The following is a 20131-nucleotide window of genomic DNA, read 5'->3' on the forward strand; positions in this document are numbered from 1 at the left end:
CGACCGGCGTCGGAGTCGAACAGTCCTTCAGGGGGGAGCGAACGGAGGGCGTCGTGGCAGGCCGGCTCCCTTGGCTGGGGGAGGGCGGTCATCGGCCGTGGCGGCGAGCACGACTGCCCCCATCGCGGCGACGGCCTTGTTCGCTGCGGCGGCCCCGCTGTCCACTCCCTGGCCGACCATCAGCGTGATCACGCCCATCAGGTCCGACCGTCAGTCTCTGGGGCCCGGCCCGCCCGTGGGGTCAGGTCTTCCCACGCTGGAGGCTGTTCCTGCGCGATCGACGGGCGCCGCGCCGGCTGCCGCTCGCCCCAGCCCTGCTCGGCGCTGCCAGGCTCGCCCCGTACGGCGTTGTGGGGGTTGGGTACTTGGCTCTGGTCACGGCGGCGTGGTGACGGTGCGGCGCGGCGACTTCCACTCCTCGGGGACGCGCTGCTGGTCGGCACCGATTCAAGATTGCATAGTCTGCATTTTTGCGTAGTATGCAAAGTGTGGATGAGAAGGTTGCTGCGGAAGACAGTTGGCGAGAGCGCAAGAAGCGGGCGACCCGCGCCGCTCTCGTAGAGGCGGCGGTGCGACTGGCCGCGGCGAACGGGGTGGAGCACGTCACGGTCGACGCGATCAGTGAGGCGGCCGGCGTTTCCGCGCGCACGTTCTTCAACTACTTCGACTCCCGCGACGAGGTCTTCGTCATGGTGGGGGCGGAGTCCAGTGCCCGGGTCCGGCGAGCCGTCCTCGACGCGCCGGGTGACCAGACGCCGCTCGAGGCGTTGCGTGACGCCATGGCAGTCGAACTGCAGGAGATCGAGCAGCAGCAGGAGTTGTGGCGGCTGCACGCCGAGGTGCTGCGCAGGTCGCCGGAGCTGCTGGCGCGCAGTCTCGGTGCGCACATGTCCGACGAGGTCGGCTTGGCGGAAGCGGTTGCTGAACGGATCGGGGCCGGATCGCCCCTGTTCTCGTCGGATCGGGCATCGCATTCATCGGCCGAGACGGAGACCGGGGCCGAGACCGAGGAGCGGCGTCGGGCGCTCGGGCTGTACCCGCGTCTGGTGGCCGCCGTCGGCGTCACGGCCGTCCGGGTCGCCGTCGAGCACTGGTGTGTGCGACAGGACGAGATCGCCTTCACGGACGTGTTCCGGGAGACGTTCGAGCATCTGGCGGCCGGGCTGCCCACACCGTAGGCACTGACCTGACCTGACCTGACCAAGACCTTCCGAACCCCTTCTCCATTCCTCACGGGTGCACCCCCTCGCATGGGTGAGGTGTGCCCTTTCTTGCCGAACTTCGAAAGAGACGACGTGACGACAACGACGGCGCCGCAAGAGGCGCCACCGACATCCATGTCCAACCGGCAGATACTCCAGGCCATGTCCGGGCTGATGGCGGGCATGTTCGTCGCCATCCTCGCGGGGACTGTGGTGTCCAACGCGCTGCCGCGCATCATCGCCGACCTGGGCGCCAGCCAGTCCTCCTACACCTGGGTCGTCACCGCCGAACTGCTGGCCATGACGGCGACCGTCCCCCTGTGGGGCAAGCTCTCCGACCTCTACAACCAGAAGCTGCTGCTCCAGCTGTCGCTGGGCATGTTCGTGGTCGGCTCGCTGCTGGCGGGCTTCTCCCACGACGTCGGACTGCTGATCTTCAGCCGGGTCGCCCAGGGCATCGGCGCGGGTGGCCTCACCGCTCTCGCGCAGGTCGTGATGGCGGCCATCATCCCGCCGCGCCGGCTGGGCAAGTACGCGGGCATCTTCGGCGCCGTCTTCGCCGTCGGCACTGTGGCCGGGCCGCTCATCGGCGGCGTCCTGGTCGACACTTCGTGGCTGGGCTGGCGCTGGTGCTTCTTCATCGGCGTGCCGTTCGCGCTGCTCGCGATCGTTCTGCTGCAGCGCACTCTGAAGCTGCCCACCACACGCCGCGAGGCGAAGATCGACTTCCTGGGCGCGTTCCTCATCGTCGCCGGTGTCTGCGCGATCCTGATCTGGGTCTCGCTTGCGGGCAACCAGTTCGCCTGGGCCTCCTGGCAGACCGCGGCCCTGACCGGCGGGGGAGCGGTGCTCCTCGTGGCCGCCGTGGTGGTCGAGATGCGGGTGCCCGAGCCGATCATCCCGCTGGGCATCTTCCGCAACCCGACGGTGTCGCTGACCACCCTCGCCAGCCTGCTCGTCGGTGTCGCCATGTTCGGCGGAACCGTCTTCCTCTCCCAGTACTTCCAGGTCTCCCTCGGCAAGTCCCCGACGATCGCGGGCCTGATGAGCCTGCCCATGATCCTGGGCCTGCTGGTCTCCTCCACCGTCGTGGGGCAGATCATCAGCGCCACCGGACGCTGGAAGATCTACCTCATCGTCGGTGCCGTGTTCATGGCTGTGGGCCTCGGTCTGCTCTCCACGATCGGAGCGGACACGCACTTCGGGCTGCTCAGTGTCTACATGGCGGTGATGGGGATCGGCGTCGGCATGCTGATGCAGAACCTGGTTCTCGCCGCGCAGAACGACGTGCCCGCCGCCGAACTCGGCGCCGCCACCTCCGTGTTGTCCTTCTTCCGGAGCATGGGCGGCACCATCGGCACCAGCGTGCTGGGCGCCATCCTCGCCAACCGCGTGGCCAGTGAGATGACCAAGGGGCTGCAGGAGGCGGGTGTCCCGGCCGGAGCTGCCCAGGGTGGCGGACACGGTGTGCCCGACATGACGACCCTGCCCGCGCCGATGCGGGAGATCGTGGAGCACGCCTACGGAGTCGCCACCGGTGACCTGTTCCTGGTGGCCACCCCGTTCGCGGTGCTGGCGCTGATCGCGGTGTTCTTCATCAAGGAGAAGCCGCTGAAGGACACCAGTGGCATGGAGCGCCTGGCGGAGGAGTCCGACAGCGTCGGCGGGGCCAAGTCTGCTGCGGTCGGCTGACCCTACGGCGTACCAGTCGTCTCGGGAGGGGTACCGGTTGACCGGTACCCCTCCCGATCTCGTGGACGGTCCGGACGGCTTTGCTCACGCCGCCGGTTTCCGGCTCAGTTCGTGGGGCTGCCGGGTAGTTGCTGTCCTGGCCACGAGTGCGGCGAGGATCAACCGCCGGGTGGCGGGTAGGTCCCGCCACCCGGCGGGTGTCCCGGCCACCGGGACCGGACGAGTCTGGCGATCAGGCACTTCGCCGCAGACATCTTGGAGGAACCGTGCAGGTCACACCCCCGCCGTTCGACCCCGAACTGGCCGCCGCGCTGGAGACGTTCCGGGAGTACATAGCTCCTGGACTGACCGCTGACGACATCACGCGGCTGCGGGAGACGCCCATCAGCGGGGCCTTCGGGGAGTCGGACCCGACGTCTGATGGCTACTTCGATGTCGACGAGCGGTCCGTGCCGGGGCCGGCCGGAGCTCCTGATGTGTCCCTGCTCATCTGCCACCCCGCCGGGGACAGTGCAGCCAACCTCTCACGGCCGTTGATCTACCACACCCATGGTGGCGGAATGGTGCTGGGTGACAACCGGGCCGGCCTTGATGCGGTTCTGGAGTGGGCACGAGCACTCGACGCCGTCGTCGTGTCCGTGGAGTACCGCCTCGCACCCGAGCACCCGTACCCGGCCGGGGTGGAGGACGTCTACGCGGGCATGCTGTGGACCGCGGAGCACGCCGGTGAGCTGGGCGCGGACCCCGACCGCATCGTGATCGCGGGTGGCAGCGCGGGCGGCGGCCTCACCGCCGCACTGGCGCTCATGCTCCGCGACCGCAAGGGACCGCGGCCGATCGGCCAGGTGCTGATGTGCCCCATGCTCGACGACCGCAACGACAGCCCCTCCGCACACCAGATGACCGGCCTTGGCGTGTGGGACCGTACGGCCAACGAGACAGGATGGACCGCCCTGTTGGGGGAGCGGCGTGGGGGTGCCGACGTACCCGCGTTCGCGGCGCCCGCCCGGGCCGAGGACCTCTCGAATCTTCCGCCCGCGTTCATCGACGTGGGATCCGCGGAGACGTTCCGTGACGAGACCCTGGATTATGCCGCCCGGATCTGGCGGGCCGGTGGGGTGGCCGAACTGCACGTGTGGCCGGGGGCGTTCCACGGGTACGACGGGATGGCCCCGCACGCCGCGCTCTCGCAGGAGACCCGAGCGGCTCGGCTGCGATGGCTGCACAGGCTGCTCGGCGCGTGACGAGCGACGTAATCTGAGCTCATGAGAGAGCTGGCCGGGCGGTTGACCGCGCTGGACCCGGACGCCGGTGCCGCGGTGAAGGCCATCGCCTATTTCGACCGTCTCGTCGCCGAGCGGGCCGGGCCGGAGGCTCTGGTCAGGGGCGCGGCCGTGCTGGCGGGCTGTCCGGCCCGCCTCGTCGACCCCGAGCGGCGGGTCCGCATCCGCTGCACCGCTGACGGCGTACGCCGCGACGACGACACGCCGCCCGCGCTCACCTGGCCGTCAGAGGCCCTCAGTCCGCACGGCAGGGCCACGCTGTGGCTGGAGCGCGCCGCTGAAGGGGCGGCAGACTGTACGAGTGGAAGCGGCACGCCGAGCGTGGTCGACTCGGTGATCCTCGAACGGGCGGCCGGCGCCCTGCGCACGGTCCTGGACCGTACCCGTGGCCGCGCTCCGGGCGGCGATCCCGGTCGGGCGGACGACCCCGCGCTCGTGGAGACCGTCCTGGACGCGACGGCGGCCCAGGCGTCCCGGCTGCACGCAGCGCGCACGCTCGGACTCGCCAGGACGCCGAAGGCGCGCGCCGCCGCCGTCGAGGGTGGTCGTGCGGTGCTGCTTCCGGCGCTGTCGGACGCCAGGCCGGGGCTCGAGGTGTTTCCTCCGGGGCCCGTCGGAGTCGGGCCGGCCGTTCCCGTCCTCGAACTCCCGGCCTCCTGGGAGTCGGCGCGGACCGCACTCAGGTTCGCCGATGACTCCGGTGGTCCCGGTGCCGGGCCACGCGTCGTGTATGCGGAGGATCTTGGATCCGTTGCCCTTCTCGCAGGGATCGCGGCCCCAGGTACGGAACCCCACCCCGATGTGACCGTCCTGCGGCAGGCCCTCGCGGATGCCCCATGGATGACGGCCACGCTGAAGGCCGTCGCCTCGGCACCGAGCATGCGGGCCGCGGCCGTCTCGATCACTGTTCACCACTCCACGCTCCAGGAACGCCTCGCGCATGCGGAGACGCTGCTGGGCTGGGAACTCCGTTCTCCGGCAGGGCGGTTGCGGCTCCAACTGGCCCTGTTGTTGCTGCATTTGTCGCAACCCGTGGGCTGACGCGCTGGGCTGGGCGGTACCGGGTTCGGCCGCCAGGGAAGCCGAGCTCCTGAGCGGGTCGAGGGCCGCGTCGGTGGTGGAGCCCGGTGCAGCCGACTGAGTCGGCCCCGTACAGCGACGGTCGTCGTGGCGGGATCAGGTCAGTCCTTCGCGCAAGGCGATGGCTGCGGCCTCGGTGCGCGTCGCCGCGTCCAGCTTGGTCAGGATGTGGGAGACGTTCACCCCTGCCGTGCTCGGCGAGATGTGCAGCCGGGCGGCGATCTGCCGGTTGCTCAGCCCCTCGGCGATCAACCGGAGCACCTCCCGCTCACGTTCCGTCAGACCGTCCTGGGCGGGCCGCGGCCGCAGGAGCTGAGTGATCTGCCGGATCAGGGGAGCGGCGCGCAGGTCCTCGGCCAGGCCGACGGCTTCTCTGAGGTGGGCCGTCGCGCCGGGTCGGTCGCCCGCGGCCAGTACGGTGCGCCCACGGTGGAACAGGCAGAGCGCCAGTTCGTACGGCTGGCGCAGCTGCCGCCACGTGGTCACCGCGTGGTCCCAGCCGTCGTCCTCGATCAGAGTCCGGAGCATGGTCTGCCAGGCCCGGTCGAGTTTCCCGTCCACGCCGAGTGCGGCGTCGGCCGCCGCGAGCTGGGCCTGCCGGTCCGCCACCCGCCGCCGCTGTCCCGCGTCGGCGCGGGGGGACAGTCGAGCCCGCTGCACCAGGGCGCCGGCAACCAGGACGGGCCGCGCGTCGCTGCTGTAGATCTGGTGGAGTGCCGGGTCGGTGAGGGCTCGCTCCAGGAGCAGGTCGGCCCGCTCCGCGTCGCCCTGGGCAAGGGCGAGCAGGCAGAGCAGTTGATGGCGGGAGAACAGGCTGCCTGCGGCGGAGTGCTCGACGGCGGCCGCGGCCTCGGCTGCCGCCGGCAGGTCCCCGCGCAGCAGCGAGAGGTATCCGGCGAGGGTGCGCAGGCCGCGCTCCGACTGTGGCGGTGGGCCCGACCGAAGGGTCTCTTCCAGGAGGGTGTTCGCCTCGTCCCACCGCCCGGCCAGGATCAGGCCGTGTCCCGCGTAGCGGGCGAGCTCGGCTCCACGGCTGCGGCCGAGGCCGTAACGGCGGGCGAGGTGCATCCCCTCGTCGGCGACCTCGATGGCGCGATGGTGGCGGGCCGCTCTGGTGTGCAGCGTGGCCTCGTACATCGGCACGGTCATCAACAGGTCGTTGCTGTCGAGCCGTTCGGCGAGTGCGCGGGCCTCGGTCAGCATGCCGAGGTCACGGGTCATGGACCCGACGCCGAGCAGCCCGCGGATGGTGATCGTGGCGTCACCGGTGGCCCGGCCGATGGCAAGCGCCTCCTCGAACGACTCACGGGCCCGGTCCACCTCGGGCAGCAGGCCCATCGCCAGGACGCCCAGCAGCCGCCCCCGTTGCGAACTGCCGGGAGGCAGCAGCTTCAAGGCGTGTTCCCAGTCGGAGACACCGGTGGCGTTCAGCCGGTGGCGCAGCCTGCCACGGTGCTCCAGGAGGAGGGAGGCCCGCTCGGGTTCGCGTTTCTCGTCCACCGCGGCGAGCCCGGCGTCGGCGTAGTCGATGCCGCGGGCGTAGTCACCGCTGAGCATGCACGCCTCGGCGGCCTCGGTCAGTACGTCGATACGGTCGACGCCCAGTTCGGCGTCCGGATCCCACAGGTCGACGACCATGCCGAGCAGACGGACCTGCTCGGCGTACGCGTAGGACCCGCGGGCCTGGTCGGCTCCTCGGCGGGCGGCCGACAGCGCGAGGCTGCGGTCCCCGGCGGCGAGGGCGTGGGCGGCCAGCTCTGCCGGGGCGTCGCCGGCGCGAAGGGCCTCGGCGTAGCGGCCGTGCAGGCGTGCACGTTCGCCGGGCAGCAGGTCCTCGTACACCGCGTCCCGGATCAGGGCGTGGCGGAAGGCATAGCCGTCGTCGACCGTGACCAGCAGGCTTCGGTCGACCAACTCGCGCAGCAGCATGTCCAGTTCGGCCCCGTCCTGCCCGGCCACTTCGGCAAGCAGACCGTGGCCGACGCGTCCTCCCGCCGCGGCGGCGGTGCGCAGCAGCTCGTGTGCCGGTCCGGGCAGTGAGCGTGGGCCCGCCAGGAGCAGATGGCGGGCGTCGTCCGGGGTCCGCTCGTCGGCGCGGGCGAGCGCCTCGACGAACAGCGGGTTGCCGTCGCTGCGGTCGTGGACATGGCGTACGGCGTCCGAGCCCGGCTCGGTGCCGAGGATGGCGGCGAGCTGGCGTCCCACGTCCTGTTCGCCGAGGCGGTCGAGGCGCAGCCGAATGGTGCGCGGCCGGCGGACGAGCTCCGACAGCAGCGGTCCGGCTTCGGGCGGCCGGTAGGTGACCGTCAGGAGCACTCCGGGTCGCGTGAGGTTCCTGGCGAGGAAGCCGAGCAGTTCGCAGGTGGCGGCGTCCGCCCAGTGCAGGTCCTCGATCGTGACGACGAGCGGCCCGTGGGCGGACACCCGCTCGATCAGCGTGAGGACCTCCTCGTACAGCCGGTGCTTGCCGCCCTCGGTGTCGTCGCCGCTCTCGCCGAGTTCGGGGAACCAGCGGGCCAGCCGGCGGTAGGGGCCGGGCGTGACGCCTTCCACCCGCAGCAGCGTGCGCAGGACCGTCACGAACGGTGCGTACGGCAGGGCGTCGCGGCCGAACTCCGCGCAGACGCCTGTGACCACCCGCACCTCCGGGCCCAACGACCGCGTGAACTCGGCGAGCAGCCGCGACTTGCCGATCCCCGCCTCCCCGGCCACCAACGCCACCGCCGGGCCGTGCCCGACGGCGGAGTCGAGGGCCGCGCTCAGTTGGTTCAACTCCTCGACCCGGCCCACGAACACAGGACTGACCACACGTCGCGTCACCACTGCGCCAGCATATAAATAGGGAGATCGCTCGATGCGCCGCGGCTGTTTACCCGGCCAGGCTCGAAGCATGACAACGACCTTTCCCTTGCGGACCATCGCCGCCCACGAGATCGACGCCTGGGCCCGCATGGTCACCACGACCTACGGTCAGGACTGGCGGGAGGGCGGACTCCGCAACGCCGCCGTCTCACTCCAGCCCGACCGCACGATCGCCGCCTACGACGGCGGGGAGATCGTCGGCGGTACGTCGGTCTACGGACGCGTCCTGACCGTGCCCGGCGGGATCACGCCCGTCGCCGGCATCACGCTCGTCGCGGTCCTGCCCACCCACCGCCGCCGCGGCATCCTCACCGCGATGATGCGCAGGCAGCTCTCCGGCCTGCACGAATCGGGCGGCGAGCCGGTCGCCGCGCTCAACGCCGCCGAAGCGACGATCTACGGCCGCTTCGGATACGGACTCGCCAGCCAAGTGGCCGAGATCCGGGGCGACAAGCGGTCCATGGCCCTGCGCCCCGGCACCGACCTCGGCGACGGAACGATCCGCCTGCTCCGCCCCGCGCAGGCCAGGCCGATGCTGGAGAAGGTCTACGAGACCGTACGCGGTACCGCCGTCGGATGGGTCGACCGGACGGAGAAGTACTGGGAGGCGCGCCTCGCCGACGACGAACGCGCCCGCGACGGCGGCACGCAGCTGCGCTACGCCGTCCACCTGGAGCCCGGGGGAGAGGCCACCGGCTACGCCCTGTACCGCTCCAAGCCGGGGCTCGCGCAGATCATCGAGGTCGCGGCCGCTTCCCGGCAGGCGTACGCAGCCCTGTGGCGCTTCCTCATCGACCTCGACGCCCACGCCTCCCTCGCCTACGACGGCGCCGTCGACGAACCGCTGCGGCACCTGCTGGCCGACCCGCGAGCGGCCCGCACCACCGTGACCGACAACCTCTGGGTCCGCCTGGTGGATGTGGACCGGGCACTGACGGCACGCCGCTACTCGGCGCCGCTGGATGTGGTCCTGGAGGTACAGGACACGTTCTGCGCCTGGAACGCAGGGCGCCGTCGCCTGTCGGCGGACGGCGACTCCGTCACGTACGAGCCCACCCGAGACCGGGCCGACCTGCGCGTGAGCGCCGCGGAACTGGGCGCGGCGTACTTGGGCGGCACCACCTTGGCGGCGCTGGCCGAGGCGGGGCGCGTCGAGGAACTGCGGCCGGGCGCCCTGACCGCGGCCTCGCTCGCCTTCCGCGGTGCGCGCGAGCCCTTCCATCCGTCGGGGTGGGCCTTCCCCGCGTTCTGACGACTGCCCGCACGACCCGCACGACAAGGGAGAACACCGATGAAAACGCACCGACTTGGCCGCACCGACGTCGAGGTCACCCGACTGGTCTTCGGAGGCGGCCCGCTGGGCGGCCTGTTCGAACCACTGGACGATGCCACCGCCGCCCAGGCGCTGGACACGGCCTGGGAGACAGGCATCCGCGCCTATGACACCTCGCCGCACTATGGCATCGGCCACTCCGAGCGGCGTATCGGAGACCTGCTGCGCGGCAAGCCCCGCGCCGAGTTCACCTTGTCCACCAAGGTCGGCCGACTGCTCGTACCCCAGGAGGCGCAGGGCAGGACGGACGAGTCCTTCGCCGTGCCCGCCACTCACCGCCGGGTGTGGGACTTCACCCGCGACGGTATCCGCCGCAGCGTCGAGGACTCCCTCGCCCGTCTCGGCCTGGACCGGATCGACGTCCTCTATCTGCACGACGCCGAACGGCACTTCGAGGACGCGCTGCGCGACGGTTATCCCGCCCTCGCCGAACTGCGCGCCGAAGGTGTGGTGAGGGCGATCGGCGCGGGCATGCACGACACCGGCAAGCTCACCCGCCTGGTGCGGGAGGCGGATCCGGACGTGGTGATGCTCTCCGGTCGCCACACCTTGCTGGACCACAGCGCCTTGGACGGGCTGCTGCCGGCCTGCGCCGAGCGCGGGGTGTCGGTGGTGGCCGCCTCCGTCTTCAACTCCGGCCTCCTGGCCACCGGCCGGCCGGCCGTGGGAGCCCGCTACGACTACGGTCCCGCAACTCCCGCCCTGCAGAAGCGTGTTCACCGCATCGCCGATGTCTGCGAGGCACGCGGAGTGACCGTCCCGCAGGCCGCCATGGCCTTCTCTCTGCTCCACCCCGCGGTCGCCGCCATCGCGGTCGGCATGCGCACCGCGCAGGAGGTACGTCGCAACGTCGCCGCGTTCGACGTGCCCGTCCCGCCGGAGCTGTGGATCGAACTGTGTGATGAGGGCCTGCTGGAGGAACACGCCCTGCCGGCTGTGGCCGGGTGACTTACGACCCGGCGGCTGGGACGTGTGTCCCGTCGGTCCGGTGCTCCTGTCGTCGCGAACCCGATCAGGGCGTTGGCTCACGTCACGCACCCTCGGGCTGTAGATCTTGGCTCCCCAGGTACGAGTTGGCTCTCGCCCCGGACCTTCCCTGCGGCAGCGACGGGCGCGAAGGTTCGCCCGCCGGATGTCCGGCGGGCGCGGGGGTCAGGGGCGTGCGGCGCGGGCAGCAGGTTCCTCCCGGCCGCTGTGGCCGGACGGCACCGGTGAGGGCATCCCGTCCCCGGCGGGATCGCCCACGGGCAGGCCGATCATGCCGAAGGCGGTGAGTGCCGCGGCGGCGGCGGCCGCCGCGGCGCACACCAGGAACGCGGTGCTGAAGCCGCTGCCCAGGGCATCCAGGGCCAGGTTGTGGGCAGTGGATCCCGGGGTGCCCGGCGGCAGGCTGTTCACGGCGAGGGGGCCGCCTGCCGCGGCGACTTCCCCTGCGGCGGCGGTCTCAGCGGCCGGCAGGACTGCGCCGGAGAGGTTCGTCGTGAACGCCGACCCCGCGCCGCTGAGGGCGACCGCGCCGACGACGACCGGGCCGAGGGCGAACCCCAGGTCACGCAGCATGTTGGTGGTGGCGCTGGCCATGCCCGCCAGGTGCGGGGGCACGCTGCCCAGGGCCACGGCCGTGACAGAGCTGATGGTCAGGGCGAATCCGATGCCGATCAGCAGAGCGGGCACCATGAGCGCCCCGAGCCGCGGGTCGGTGACGTCCAGCCGGGCGCACAGCAGGCAGCCGACCGCCATCAGGACGAACCCCGAGGTCAGGAGCCAGGACGGGGCGACTCGGTGCAGCAGCCGCGAGACGACGGGGATCAGGAGGAAGGCAGGACCCTGCAGGAGCAGGAAGGGAAGCGCCACCCGAATCGGGTCCTGGTGCTGCACGGGACCCAACCACATGCTCGTCGCGAAGCAGACGCCGAGGAAGGCGAGCATGCCGATGACCGCGGCGACGGACGACACGGTGAAAGCTCGGCTGCGGAACAGGCGCAGGTCGAGGATGGGGGACGGTGCCCCCAGCTCGACCACGACGAACGCCGCGAGGAACATCGCCCCGAAGGCCAGGGACAGAATGACGGGCAGGGTCGTCCAGCCCGACTCGGGGCCTTCGACGGCGCCGTACAACACCAGGACGAGGCCGGGCGCGAAGGTGACCTGACCGGCTACGTCGAGCTTGCGGCCCTCGGGTGATTTCGACTCCGTCGCCAGCGCCGCGGTGAGCACCATGCTGATCAGGGCGAGTCCGACGAGCACCCAGAATGAGCCGCGCCACGTCCCGATCCTGGCGAACATGCCACCGAGCAGCGGGGACACGGCTGCGCCGGCGGACAGGAAGCCGCTCCAGACCGCGACGGCATGCGCTCGCTGCCGTGCGTCGCGGGCGACCGCGGTGAGTGCGGTGAGCGAGCCGGGGAACATGGCGCCGGCGCCCAGTCCGTTCAGGGCGGCGCCGAGCCAGAGCACCTGAACGGTCGGGGCGAGCGCGGCGACGGTGCTGCCGGCGGCGATCAGGGCGGTGCCCGCGAGGATGAGCCTGCGGCGTCCGAACAGGTCGCCGAGGACACCGAAGGTGAACTCGAAGCACACCACCGCGAGCATGAACGCGGATGTGATCCAGGTGAGTTGGGAGCCGTGGGTGTTCAACTCCTGCTGGAACAGACCGTTCAGTGAGGCCGGCAGGGCGTTCGCCACCTGGGCCACGAAGACCGCGCCGCTGGCGGCGGCCAGCGTTCCCGCGTAGCCCGGTGTCCGGGCGGCCTCCGCGGTGGGGTCCGGGGACGTCGTCGTCCCGTTGTTGAGTGTCATCGCTCGTTCTCCCTGACTGGGGACTTCGGGTCTCGTGGAAGCGGGAAACCCGAAGCGTGGAAGCGCTCGGCTCCGCGCACGTGGTGGGGGGAGAGAAGGCACGGCGCGCGACCGGCGTGGTGCCGTGGAGAATGACACTTGGCTTTACGTCGCGTCAATGAACTATGCGGAAGATAATGTGACTGTTCTTGGCGTAAGACGGGTGAGTCGGGCTCTGCGGCTGATCGGCCAGGTCTTCTTCTTGGGTGCGGACCGGACTGCACCCAGGCACTCCGCGAGCTGTGCCACGGTCGCGCCGCCCTCCATCTGCAGGATGGTCGCCGCTCGCAGCGCGTGGTCCACGCCGGCGATGGGCTGGGGCGGCGGATTCTTCCGCGGCTTGTTCATGTCGATTACTCGCACAATTCTGCTGTGCGGAATCTGCAAGCTCCATCAGTAGACGCCGTGCACGCTGGGCCCCGTGACGGACGCCTGCTTGCCCAAGACATCGCCCCGCACATCGGAGGGCGTGCGCCGGCTGTCGGACGGTCAGGCCATCCCCGACACCCGCGGTCAGGGTGCGCCGGTCGGGGGCGCTCGCCGGTCGAGCGATCGGACGTGGCGATCGGACGTGGTGGGCGGTCAGCCGGCGAGCTGCTGGCCGAACTTGGCGCCCTTCTCGGGGTCGCCGAGCCTGACCGGCGAGAACGTGCTGGCGTGGGCGGTGGTCAGGCCGGTCCTGGAGCCGCGGAGGTTCCACAGGGCGCCCGAGTCGGTGAAGGTGCCGTCCTCGCCGGGGGCCGTGATGGTCAGGTCGGCGTGGCCGTCCTTGTTGAGGTCGGTGAGGCGCACCTGGCGGCCGAAGTCGTCGCCGCTCTCGGCGATGCCGGGTACTCCGGCGGTGGTCTGGTGGTAGGCGACGGCGCCCTTGCCGGTCATGCCGCCGTTGGCCTTGGACGCGCCCTTGAGCAGCACGACCGCACCGGTTCCGGTCGTCGCGCCCAGGCTTTCGCCGGGGACGCCGACGGCGACCTCGGCCCTGCCGTCGCCGTTCACGTCGCCCGCGCTGAGGGAGGCGCCGAACGCGTCGTCGTCCTCGCCGGCCCCGGGGACGCCCGCGGTGGCCTGGGTGATGACCTTCTTGCGCGCGTTGGTCGGTCCTGCCGAACTGCCGTACTGGATCGTGATGCTGCCCGGGTCGGAGTCGATGACCTCGGTGACGGCGCCGATGTCACGGGTGATCAGATCGCCGTACCCGTCGCCGTCGACGTCGCCGACGGTGCCGCTGTAGGCCGTGCCGAGCTTGGTGGAGCTGTGGCTGACACCGGTGCGGCCGCCCTTGAAGAAGCGGGCGTCGTGCGTCATCTCCTCGAATCCGTGCGTGCTGACGATGTCGTCGATGCCGTCGCCGGTGAGGTCGCCGGTGATGAAGGAGCGGAGGCCGGTGGGTCCGTCGCTCGTGACGATGCTGTCCTTGGACGCGGGCTCGCCGGCGCGGGTGATCGGGCCGTAGTCGATGGTCATCCCGGAGACGTCGGGGTCGTCGCTGGGCACGTCGTTGACGACCAGGTCGCGCTTGCCGTCGCCGTTGAAGTCGCCCGTGGCGAACTCGGAGTTCGCGTAGGGCAGGAGAGTGTTCGCGCCGGTCAGTCCGGAGGCGGAGCCCCACAGGACGGTCGCCTTGTTGCCGCTGTCGTCGCCGCCGGTCAAGAGCAGGTCGGTGTAGCCGTCGGCGTCGAGGTCGGCGGGGACCATCTGGTAGCCGAAGGCGAACGTGCCCTGGAGGTCGCCGGGGACGCCCGGGGTGGCGCGGCTGATGAGCTGGTGGCGCCCGGTGCCGGGCCCGGAGGCGGTGCCGTACACGATGGAGAGGTAGCCCGCGTTCTCGACCCCGTTGACAGTGCCGTGCGGTGCGGCGACGGCGAGGTCGGCGAAACCGTCGTGGTTGAAGTCGGTGACCGGGGTGCGGGGCGGCTGCGGGGCCGCTGCCGCGGTGCCGGCGGTGACGGAGACGGCGAGGGGTGCGGTCAGGGCGGCGACGGCGATGGCGCTGATGAGAGTGCGGCGGGGCACGGGTCCTCCTGTGGGGAACGTGGGTGACGGAGGAGGAGACAGGCCCTTGTGGACGAAGGTTGTGTGCTGCCTGGACTCCGTTACATGATCCGAACTTTTGATGTGCGACACCCGCTGTTCACCCGCGAGCTCCGGAGTTCGCCGGCATCTGGTGCGAACTCGGCATCGCCTTGGTGCACTTCGCGTCTTCGGTGGCGGACGGCCCGGCGACAGGCGCGGTCGATGAGTACGAACTCGTGGAAGCAGTCGTGCACGCGTCCCTAGTCATGAATCGCCTCATCACCGAGCTCGCTGAGGTAGTGCTTGACGTCAACCCACCGAAACCCGTGCTCCTTCGGATCCGGGACGTAGCGTCGAAAGTTGATGAAGGCGCTGTGCTGGTGAGCGAGCCGGTAGTCCATGGCGCCAGCCCAGAAGGCAGGCAAGGGGACCTTTCGACCCGCTGGAGAGGCCCTACGTACCGTCTCGAGCATGTCGGCTCGCGTGGTCAGGTCGCGCCAAGGCCAGAGGCGGTTGATGCACCGCTCGACGGTGTGCGGTCGCCTACGTGCCTCACGGTCGAAGCCTCGCAGGCAGCCTCCGAATCGGCCTCGCCTCAGGTGGTGACCAACCTGGTCGGACGGCTGCGGAATGACAGCGGGATGCCCCGACGCCGCAGGGGGGACGGATGGCGCGACTCACGTTCAGGTGCCTGGCATCCAAGTCACCTATGACGGACGCGTGTTGATCGCTCTCCTCCGTACAAAACTGGTTGACATTCAGGCGTGGAACGTCGGACGTTCAGCCGTGACCCACCGGCGCGTCACAAGGACTGAGAGATGGGCACGCAGATGACTTTCGGAGGAGGGGACCCGATGCCAGGGCTGAGGCAACTGGTGCCCGCGAAGAGCGTCTTGGAGCAGGTGCACACCGCAGGGCGGGTCAAGGACCGCGGGAAGGCGGTGGAGTTCAGTTGGCCCGGGGTGTACTTCGAGGGCCGGTTCCGTGGGACCGGGCTCGGGGTGATACTCGATTGCGCGGTCTCGGACTACGACGTCCAGGTCGACGGGGCCACCGTCGCCACCCTGGTCACACCTGGCGACACCACGCACTGGATCAACGGCCTGCGGGACGGCGAGCACACGGTCCGGGTCGTCAAACGGAACGACACCCCGGGGCACACCAGCACGTTCAAAGGCTTCGTCGCCGCGCCCGGGGGCGCCGTACTGAGCAAGCCGGCGCCCCGGGACCGCCAGATCGAGTTCATCGGGGACTCCATCACGGTGGGCTACGGCAATGTCTCGGGCACCCGCGACTGCAATCCGGAGCAGGTCAAGCGGAACACCAACAGCGACGTGAGCCACGGTGCCCTCACCGCCCAGCAGTTGGACGCGGACTACCAGATCAACGGCTTCTCCGGCCTCGGCATGGTGCGCAACGTCGCCGGCATCTGCCCGGACGTCACGTACCGGACCTACTACGACCGCGCCCTGCTGAACGTGGACGGCGACGTCTGGCAGAACCCGGGGACGTGGCGCCCCCAGATCGTGGTGGTCAACCTCGGCTCCAACGACTTCTCCGACCTCACCCCCGGTGAACCGTGGACGCCCGACAGCCTCTCAGCCGCCTTCCGCACCGCCTACGGAGAGTTCCTCCGGGAACTCCGGATTCGCAACGGTGCCGGCACCACCCTCGTAGCCGTCGGCTTCGACAGAAACGCCGAGCAGGTGCGACAGGTGGTCGAGGCGCGCAACGACGCCGGCGACAGTGAGGTCCACTACTGGTTCCTCGATCAGTCGGGCCTGGACTTCCTCGGCTGTGACGGGCACACCTCGGCTCGCGACGATAGGGTGATCGCCGCCCGACTTGCTCCGTTCCTCAGGAGCTTGCCAACGGGATGGTGAGGGGCATGGCCACCCGTGCTACTCCGGAGAGCGGAGGGCGATGCGAGCCGGTCCTGCATCCATGAGCGCCGCCCGGGACGAATCAGGGGAAAGATCAATTCGGCCTCGGTGCTCGGAGGAATCCGCATGGTCGCAGGACAACAGATGCGTGACGTCGTGGTCGTCGGGGCCGGCCTTGCGGGCCTCGCCTGCGCCGCGGACCTGCATGCCGCAGGTCTCAGTGTTCGCGTTCTGGAAGCAGGCGACGAAGTCGGCGGCAGGATGCGCACCGACCGGGTCGACGACTTTGTGGTGGACCGCGGGTTCCAGGTGTTCAACACCTCGTACCCGCAGGTCCGTCGGCGCCTCGTCCTCAAGGACCTGAGGCTGCGGCCCTTCACCCCGGGAGTGCTGGTCGACAGCCCCACGGGGCGCGTGCGCTTCGGGGACCCGTCGCGTGCCCCTCGCGTGGTCTACGACATGCTGCGCGAGCGGCCGGTGAAGCTGAGGGATCTTGCGGCCCTGGGTGCCCTGTCCGGCCGGGACATGTTGCTGCCGGCCCGCCTGATCAAGCACCGTGCCGACCGCGTCGACGGCACGGTGCGCTCGGCGCTGACGCGCGCCGGCGTCTCGGACGCGCTCGTCGAGGACTTCTTCCGGCCGTTCCTGTCCGGTGTGTTCCTGGAGGACGAGCTGGAGACTTCCGCCCGGGTGTTCCATCTGGTGTGGCGTTCCATGGTGCGCGGCACGCTCTGCCTGCCCGCCCAAGGCATCGGGCAGGTGCCCGCCTCCCTGGCACGGGCCCTGCCCAGCGGGGCGGTGGAGCGTGAGAATCCGGTCGCCCGGCTCGTCGATGACGGGGTGCTCACCGCGGACGGCAAGGAAGTCCCTGCCCGCGCGGTCGTCGTCGCGACCGGGCCCGGGCCCCTCGCCGACCTGCTGCCCGAACTGCCGGTGCCCGCGTACCGCATCGTCACGACCTACTACCACGTGGCGCCCCGCTCACCGCTCGGCGAGCCGACACTGCTGGTCGACACGCGGCGCCGCTTCCTGAACACCTGTGTCCTCAGCGACGTGGCGCCGGAGTACGCCCCCGCCGGTCACAGCCTGGTGGCGACCTCGGTTCTCGGTCCGGGCGGCCAAGGGCGTGACGGGCAGGTGCGGGACGCGCTCGCCGAGGTGTACGGGACGGACACGAGCGGTTGGGATCTGCTGACCGCTCGCACGATCACGGATGCTCTTCCTGAGATGACTCCACCCCACCCGTTGTCCCGGACGACACGGGTGGCTCAGGGACGGTACGTGTGCGGGGACCACCGCGCGACCGGATCGGTCCAGGGAGCCCTGGCCTCCGGGGCCCGCGCGGCCCGCGAGGTACTTGCGGACCTGATGCCCCGGGCGTGAGCGTCATCGGAGGGGGCAGGCACAGGCGTCAGGGCGGGGAGTCACCACGCTGGGAGTGCAGACGCAGAACTTCTGCCACATCGCCGAGCCGGTCCAGACCCGACAAGGACCTCGCCACACGATGGTTCTTGGCCAGGCGCGCCTGGTGGCGGTGCAGGAACGACCAGTAGCCGACGGTGAACGGGCACGCGCGCTCCCCGGTCCGCTCGGTGGGACGGTAGGCGCATCCGGAGCACAGGTCGGTCATCTTGTGCAGGTAGGAGCCGCCGGAGGTGTACGGCTTCGTGGTCATGCGGCCGCCGTCCGCGTACTGCGACATGCCGATCACGTTGGGCACCATGACCCAGTCGTAGCCGTCCACGAAGCAGCGGTGGAACCAGTCGGTCACCGCCGCGGGGTCCCAGCCCTGCTGGAGTGCGTGGCTCCCCAGGATCATCAGCCGGGGGATGTGGTGCGTCCAGCCGGTGTCCCGCACCTGCGCCAGGACCGTGCTCAGACACCGCGCCTCGACGGCGTCCGCGTCCAGGTGCAGGAACCAGTCGGGCAGGGGCGCGTGGTGGCGCAGGGCGTTGCGGTGCCGGTAGTCGTCACCGAAGTACCAGTACAGCTGCCACACGTATTCGCGCCAGCCCGCGACCTGGCGGATGAATCCCTCCGCGCTGTTGATCGGGACCTGACCCTGTCGCCATGCGTCCTCCGCCTGTTCCACGCAGTCGGCGGGGTCGAGCAGGCCGAGATTCAAGGAGGCCGACAGCAGGCTGTGACTCATCACGGGGTCGTGTGCCAGCACCGCGTCCTCGTAGGGGCCGAACGCCGTCAGCCTGTGCTGTACGAACCTGCGCAGGGCTGCCTGTGCCTCTTGTCGGGTCGCCGGGAAGAGCCTCGGGCCGTCGCGTCCGACGAAGCGGACGGACTCCTCGGCCTCCCAGGTGTTCAGGTCGTGCCGTACCTGCTCGTCGATGTCGTCCTCGCCGGGGCGGTACGGCTTGGGCGCGTTCAGGACCCGTGTGCCTTTGGGCGGTGGCTCCCGGTTGTCGTGATCGTGGTTCCAGCGGCCGCCCGCGGGGTGGTCGCCGTCGAGCAGCAGGTCGTGCTCCCGGCGCACCCAGCGGTAGAAGTCCTCCTGCCGCAGCCGCCCCGCGTCGTGTTCGTCGGCCCAGGCGCGGAAGTCCTCGTGCGGGACGAGGAAGCCTCTGGCGGGCAGCACTGTGGCACCCGGGAACGATCTGACCAGACGCAGCGCGGCGTACGACGTCGGGTGGCGCACGGTGAACCGGCCGTCGGGCACGGCTTCGCGAAGGCCCTCGCGGTACGTCTCGGCCCGGACGTAGCGCACACGGTCCCCGAGCTCCGCCGCTCTGTGGCGCATGGCGGACAGGACCAGATGTGCCTTGGCCCGGTGAAAGCGGCGGCGCCGGAAGACCGAGCGGGCCTCGATCATGATGATCGGCGCATCCGCCTCGTCGGGGAGAAAGGTGCTTCCCAGCTGATCACCGAACATCAAGTGGGGCGTGGGCATGGCGAGTCGTCCTCAGTGCGCGTGCGGTTCTGATGGTGGTCGCTGGGGGGCGGGTCAGTAGGGAAGGTTCGGCTTGGTGCGCAGGGTGCAGCGGCGTTCGGCGTAGGCGAGGTCGTCGCGCCACAACCGGCCCGCTGCCTTGCGCATCAAAGGGCGCAGCGCGACGGACGCGTGGCGTGCGACGGAGAAGCCGGTGCGGTCGGAGGTGGCGATCACGGCCTCCACGACGGCCGTGCGGGGTGCGGGGTGGTCGGGCGAGGTCAGCGGGGTGGCGTGGGTCTCGACGACCGAGTCACTTCCTTCGCCGTCCGTGATGTGCATGACGACCGTGCGGGGCTCCGGCGCGGTGAAGACGGCGCGGACGGGGACGACGAGCCGGGAGGTGAGCTTGAAGGAGACGTCCACGACGAAGCGGTCCGGGTCGTCGGCGTCTCCCTGAGGGCTGCCGGTGACTTTCAGGTCGACGAACGAGTAGGGGTGGAACCAGGCGCCGTGCCAGGGGTCGAGACGGTTGGCGACGATGTCCTCGGGCTCGCAGCGGCCGACGCCGGTGTAGACGGCGGCCACGGAGCGCGCGAGCTCGGGTCGTGCGGGAACGACAGGGTGTTCCAGGGGCTGCTCGCCACCGGCGCCGTCCAGACGGACCCACATCAGGACCCCGTCGTCGTGGACGGGCAGGGTTCGCCAGCCGGGCATGCCCGCGCTGCCGAGCGTGAGCCCGTGCCAGTGGCAGACGAGGGATCCGCAGCGTACGGGGCTGTCCTTGAGCGGGGCACCCAGATGCGGGCAGGCTCCTGGACCGGCGGCCAGGTGGCCTTCCGCGTCGCGCCAGACGACCAGTTCGCGGCCGGCCACGGTTCGGCCGAGAGGCGCCTTGGCGGGCACGTCGCGGCTGGCGCCCATGACGTACCAGTTACCTGAGGGACGGGTCTGGGAGCGCTTCAGCGCGGCCTCGATCACGGAAGCCTTTGCTGCGCGCCAGGTGGGTTCCTGGCGATCCCACGCCTGCGGATTCCTGCGCAGGGCCAGAGGGAATCGGGGGC

The 20131-nt window shown here is 70.7% G+C and carries 13 protein-coding genes and 1 pseudogene; 8 read left to right on the forward strand and 6 right to left on the reverse strand.

Features of this window, described 5'->3' with window-relative positions; all coding sequences use genetic code 11:
• Positions 1 to 479: 479 nt before the first annotated feature.
• The 4 genes from M4J07_RS22640 (at position 480) to M4J07_RS22655 (ending at position 5218) form a co-directional block, all read left to right on the forward strand.
• Positions 480 to 1178 carry a TetR/AcrR family transcriptional regulator gene (locus M4J07_RS22640; protein WP_255974787.1) on the forward strand — a complete coding sequence of 233 codons (699 nt, stop codon included), beginning with the start codon at positions 480 to 482 and terminating at the stop codon, positions 1176 to 1178.
• Between the two features lie 159 nt (positions 1179 to 1337).
• A complete protein-coding gene (locus M4J07_RS22645) occupies positions 1338 to 2894 on the forward strand; it encodes an MDR family MFS transporter (protein ID WP_255974812.1) in 1557 nt (518 codons plus the stop codon).
• A gap of 266 nt (positions 2895 to 3160) precedes the next feature.
• A complete protein-coding gene (locus tag M4J07_RS22650; protein ID WP_255974789.1) occupies positions 3161 to 4138 on the forward strand; it encodes an alpha/beta hydrolase in 978 nt (325 codons plus the stop codon).
• A 21-nt stretch (positions 4139 to 4159) separates the two neighbouring features.
• Positions 4160 to 5218 (forward strand): helix-turn-helix domain-containing protein, encoded by a 1059-nt coding sequence (locus tag M4J07_RS22655; RefSeq protein ID WP_255974791.1) that lies wholly within the window; start codon positions 4160 to 4162, stop codon positions 5216 to 5218.
• Between the two features lie 135 nt (positions 5219 to 5353).
• On the opposite strand, the gene M4J07_RS47950 is transcribed toward M4J07_RS22655, so the two are convergent.
• A complete protein-coding gene (locus M4J07_RS47950; protein ID WP_308284765.1) occupies positions 5354 to 8080 on the reverse strand; it encodes an ATP-binding protein in 2727 nt (908 codons plus the stop codon).
• A gap of 67 nt (positions 8081 to 8147) precedes the next feature.
• On the opposite strand from M4J07_RS47950, the gene M4J07_RS22670 reads away from it, so the two are divergent.
• Positions 8148 to 9371, forward strand: a complete 1224-nt coding sequence (locus M4J07_RS22670; RefSeq protein WP_255974793.1) for a GNAT family N-acetyltransferase — start codon at positions 8148 to 8150, stop codon at positions 9369 to 9371.
• 39 nt (positions 9372 to 9410) lie between these two features.
• On the forward strand, positions 9411 to 10400 hold the full coding sequence (locus M4J07_RS22675; protein ID WP_255974795.1) for an aldo/keto reductase: 990 nt from the start codon (positions 9411 to 9413) through the stop codon (positions 10398 to 10400).
• Between the two features lie 204 nt (positions 10401 to 10604).
• Here the strand turns inward: M4J07_RS22675 and M4J07_RS22680 are convergent, their stop codons facing one another.
• The 3 genes and pseudogenes from M4J07_RS22680 to M4J07_RS22690 form a co-directional block, all read right to left on the reverse strand.
• Positions 10605 to 12251: an MFS transporter gene (locus tag M4J07_RS22680; RefSeq protein ID WP_255974797.1), complete on the reverse strand. Its 1647-nt coding sequence runs from the start codon at positions 12249 to 12251 to the stop codon at positions 10605 to 10607.
• A 621-nt stretch (positions 12252 to 12872) separates the two neighbouring features.
• Positions 12873 to 14303 (reverse strand): FG-GAP-like repeat-containing protein, encoded by a 1431-nt coding sequence (locus M4J07_RS22685; protein WP_255974799.1) that lies wholly within the window; start codon positions 14301 to 14303, stop codon positions 12873 to 12875.
• Positions 14304 to 14770: 467 nt separating this feature from the next.
• A pseudogene (locus M4J07_RS22690) lies at positions 14771 to 14961 on the reverse strand (IS5/IS1182 family transposase); the annotation flags it as partial.
• A 196-nt stretch (positions 14962 to 15157) separates the two neighbouring features.
• On the opposite strand from M4J07_RS22690, the gene M4J07_RS22695 reads away from it, so the two are divergent.
• Together M4J07_RS22695 and M4J07_RS22700 are read left to right on the forward strand one after the other, a co-directional pair.
• Positions 15158 to 16186 (forward strand): SGNH/GDSL hydrolase family protein, encoded by a 1029-nt coding sequence (locus M4J07_RS22695; RefSeq protein WP_255974801.1) that lies wholly within the window; start codon positions 15158 to 15160, stop codon positions 16184 to 16186.
• Between the two features lie 126 nt (positions 16187 to 16312).
• Positions 16313 to 17569, forward strand: coding sequence for an NAD(P)/FAD-dependent oxidoreductase (locus M4J07_RS22700; RefSeq protein ID WP_255974803.1), 1257 nt, complete (start codon positions 16313 to 16315; stop codon positions 17567 to 17569).
• A gap of 28 nt (positions 17570 to 17597) precedes the next feature.
• Here M4J07_RS22700 and M4J07_RS22705 read toward each other — a convergent pair whose 3' ends face one another.
• On the reverse strand, positions 17598 to 19088 hold the full coding sequence (locus M4J07_RS22705) for a cryptochrome/photolyase family protein (protein WP_255974805.1): 1491 nt from the start codon (positions 19086 to 19088) through the stop codon (positions 17598 to 17600).
• 54 nt (positions 19089 to 19142) lie between these two features.
• Positions 19143 to 20131, reverse strand: a 989-nt coding sequence (locus M4J07_RS22710; RefSeq protein WP_255974807.1) for a DUF5914 domain-containing protein, incomplete at its 5' end; no start/stop codon positions are given.

The organism is Streptomyces longispororuber, from assembly GCF_024448165.1.
Classification (GTDB): Bacteria; Actinomycetota; Actinomycetes; order Streptomycetales; family Streptomycetaceae; genus Streptomyces; species Streptomyces longispororuber_A.

What these genes read in the sequence shown, in the direction of transcription:
- M4J07_RS22640 (WP_255974787.1), top strand. Translation starts at nt 480, where the DNA reads ATGCAAAGTGTGGATGAGAAGGTTGCTGCGGAAGACAGTTGGCGAGAG.
- M4J07_RS22645 (WP_255974812.1), top strand. Translation starts at nt 1,338, where the DNA reads ATGTCCAACCGGCAGATACTCCAGGCCATGTCCGGGCTGATGGCGGGC.
- M4J07_RS22655 (WP_255974791.1), top strand. Translation starts at nt 4,160, where the DNA reads ATGAGAGAGCTGGCCGGGCGGTTGACCGCGCTGGACCCGGACGCCGGT.
- M4J07_RS22670 (WP_255974793.1), top strand. Translation starts at nt 8,148, where the DNA reads ATGACAACGACCTTTCCCTTGCGGACCATCGCCGCCCACGAGATCGAC.
- M4J07_RS22675 (WP_255974795.1), top strand. Translation starts at nt 9,411, where the DNA reads ATGAAAACGCACCGACTTGGCCGCACCGACGTCGAGGTCACCCGACTG.
- M4J07_RS22680 (WP_255974797.1), bottom strand. Translation starts at nt 12,251, where the DNA reads ATGACACTCAACAACGGGACGACGACGTCCCCGGACCCCACCGCGGAG.
- M4J07_RS22695 (WP_255974801.1), top strand. Translation starts at nt 15,158, where the DNA reads ATGCCAGGGCTGAGGCAACTGGTGCCCGCGAAGAGCGTCTTGGAGCAG.
- M4J07_RS22700 (WP_255974803.1), top strand. Translation starts at nt 16,313, where the DNA reads ATGGTCGCAGGACAACAGATGCGTGACGTCGTGGTCGTCGGGGCCGGC.
- M4J07_RS22705 (WP_255974805.1), bottom strand. Translation starts at nt 19,088, where the DNA reads ATGCCCACGCCCCACTTGATGTTCGGTGATCAGCTGGGAAGCACCTTT.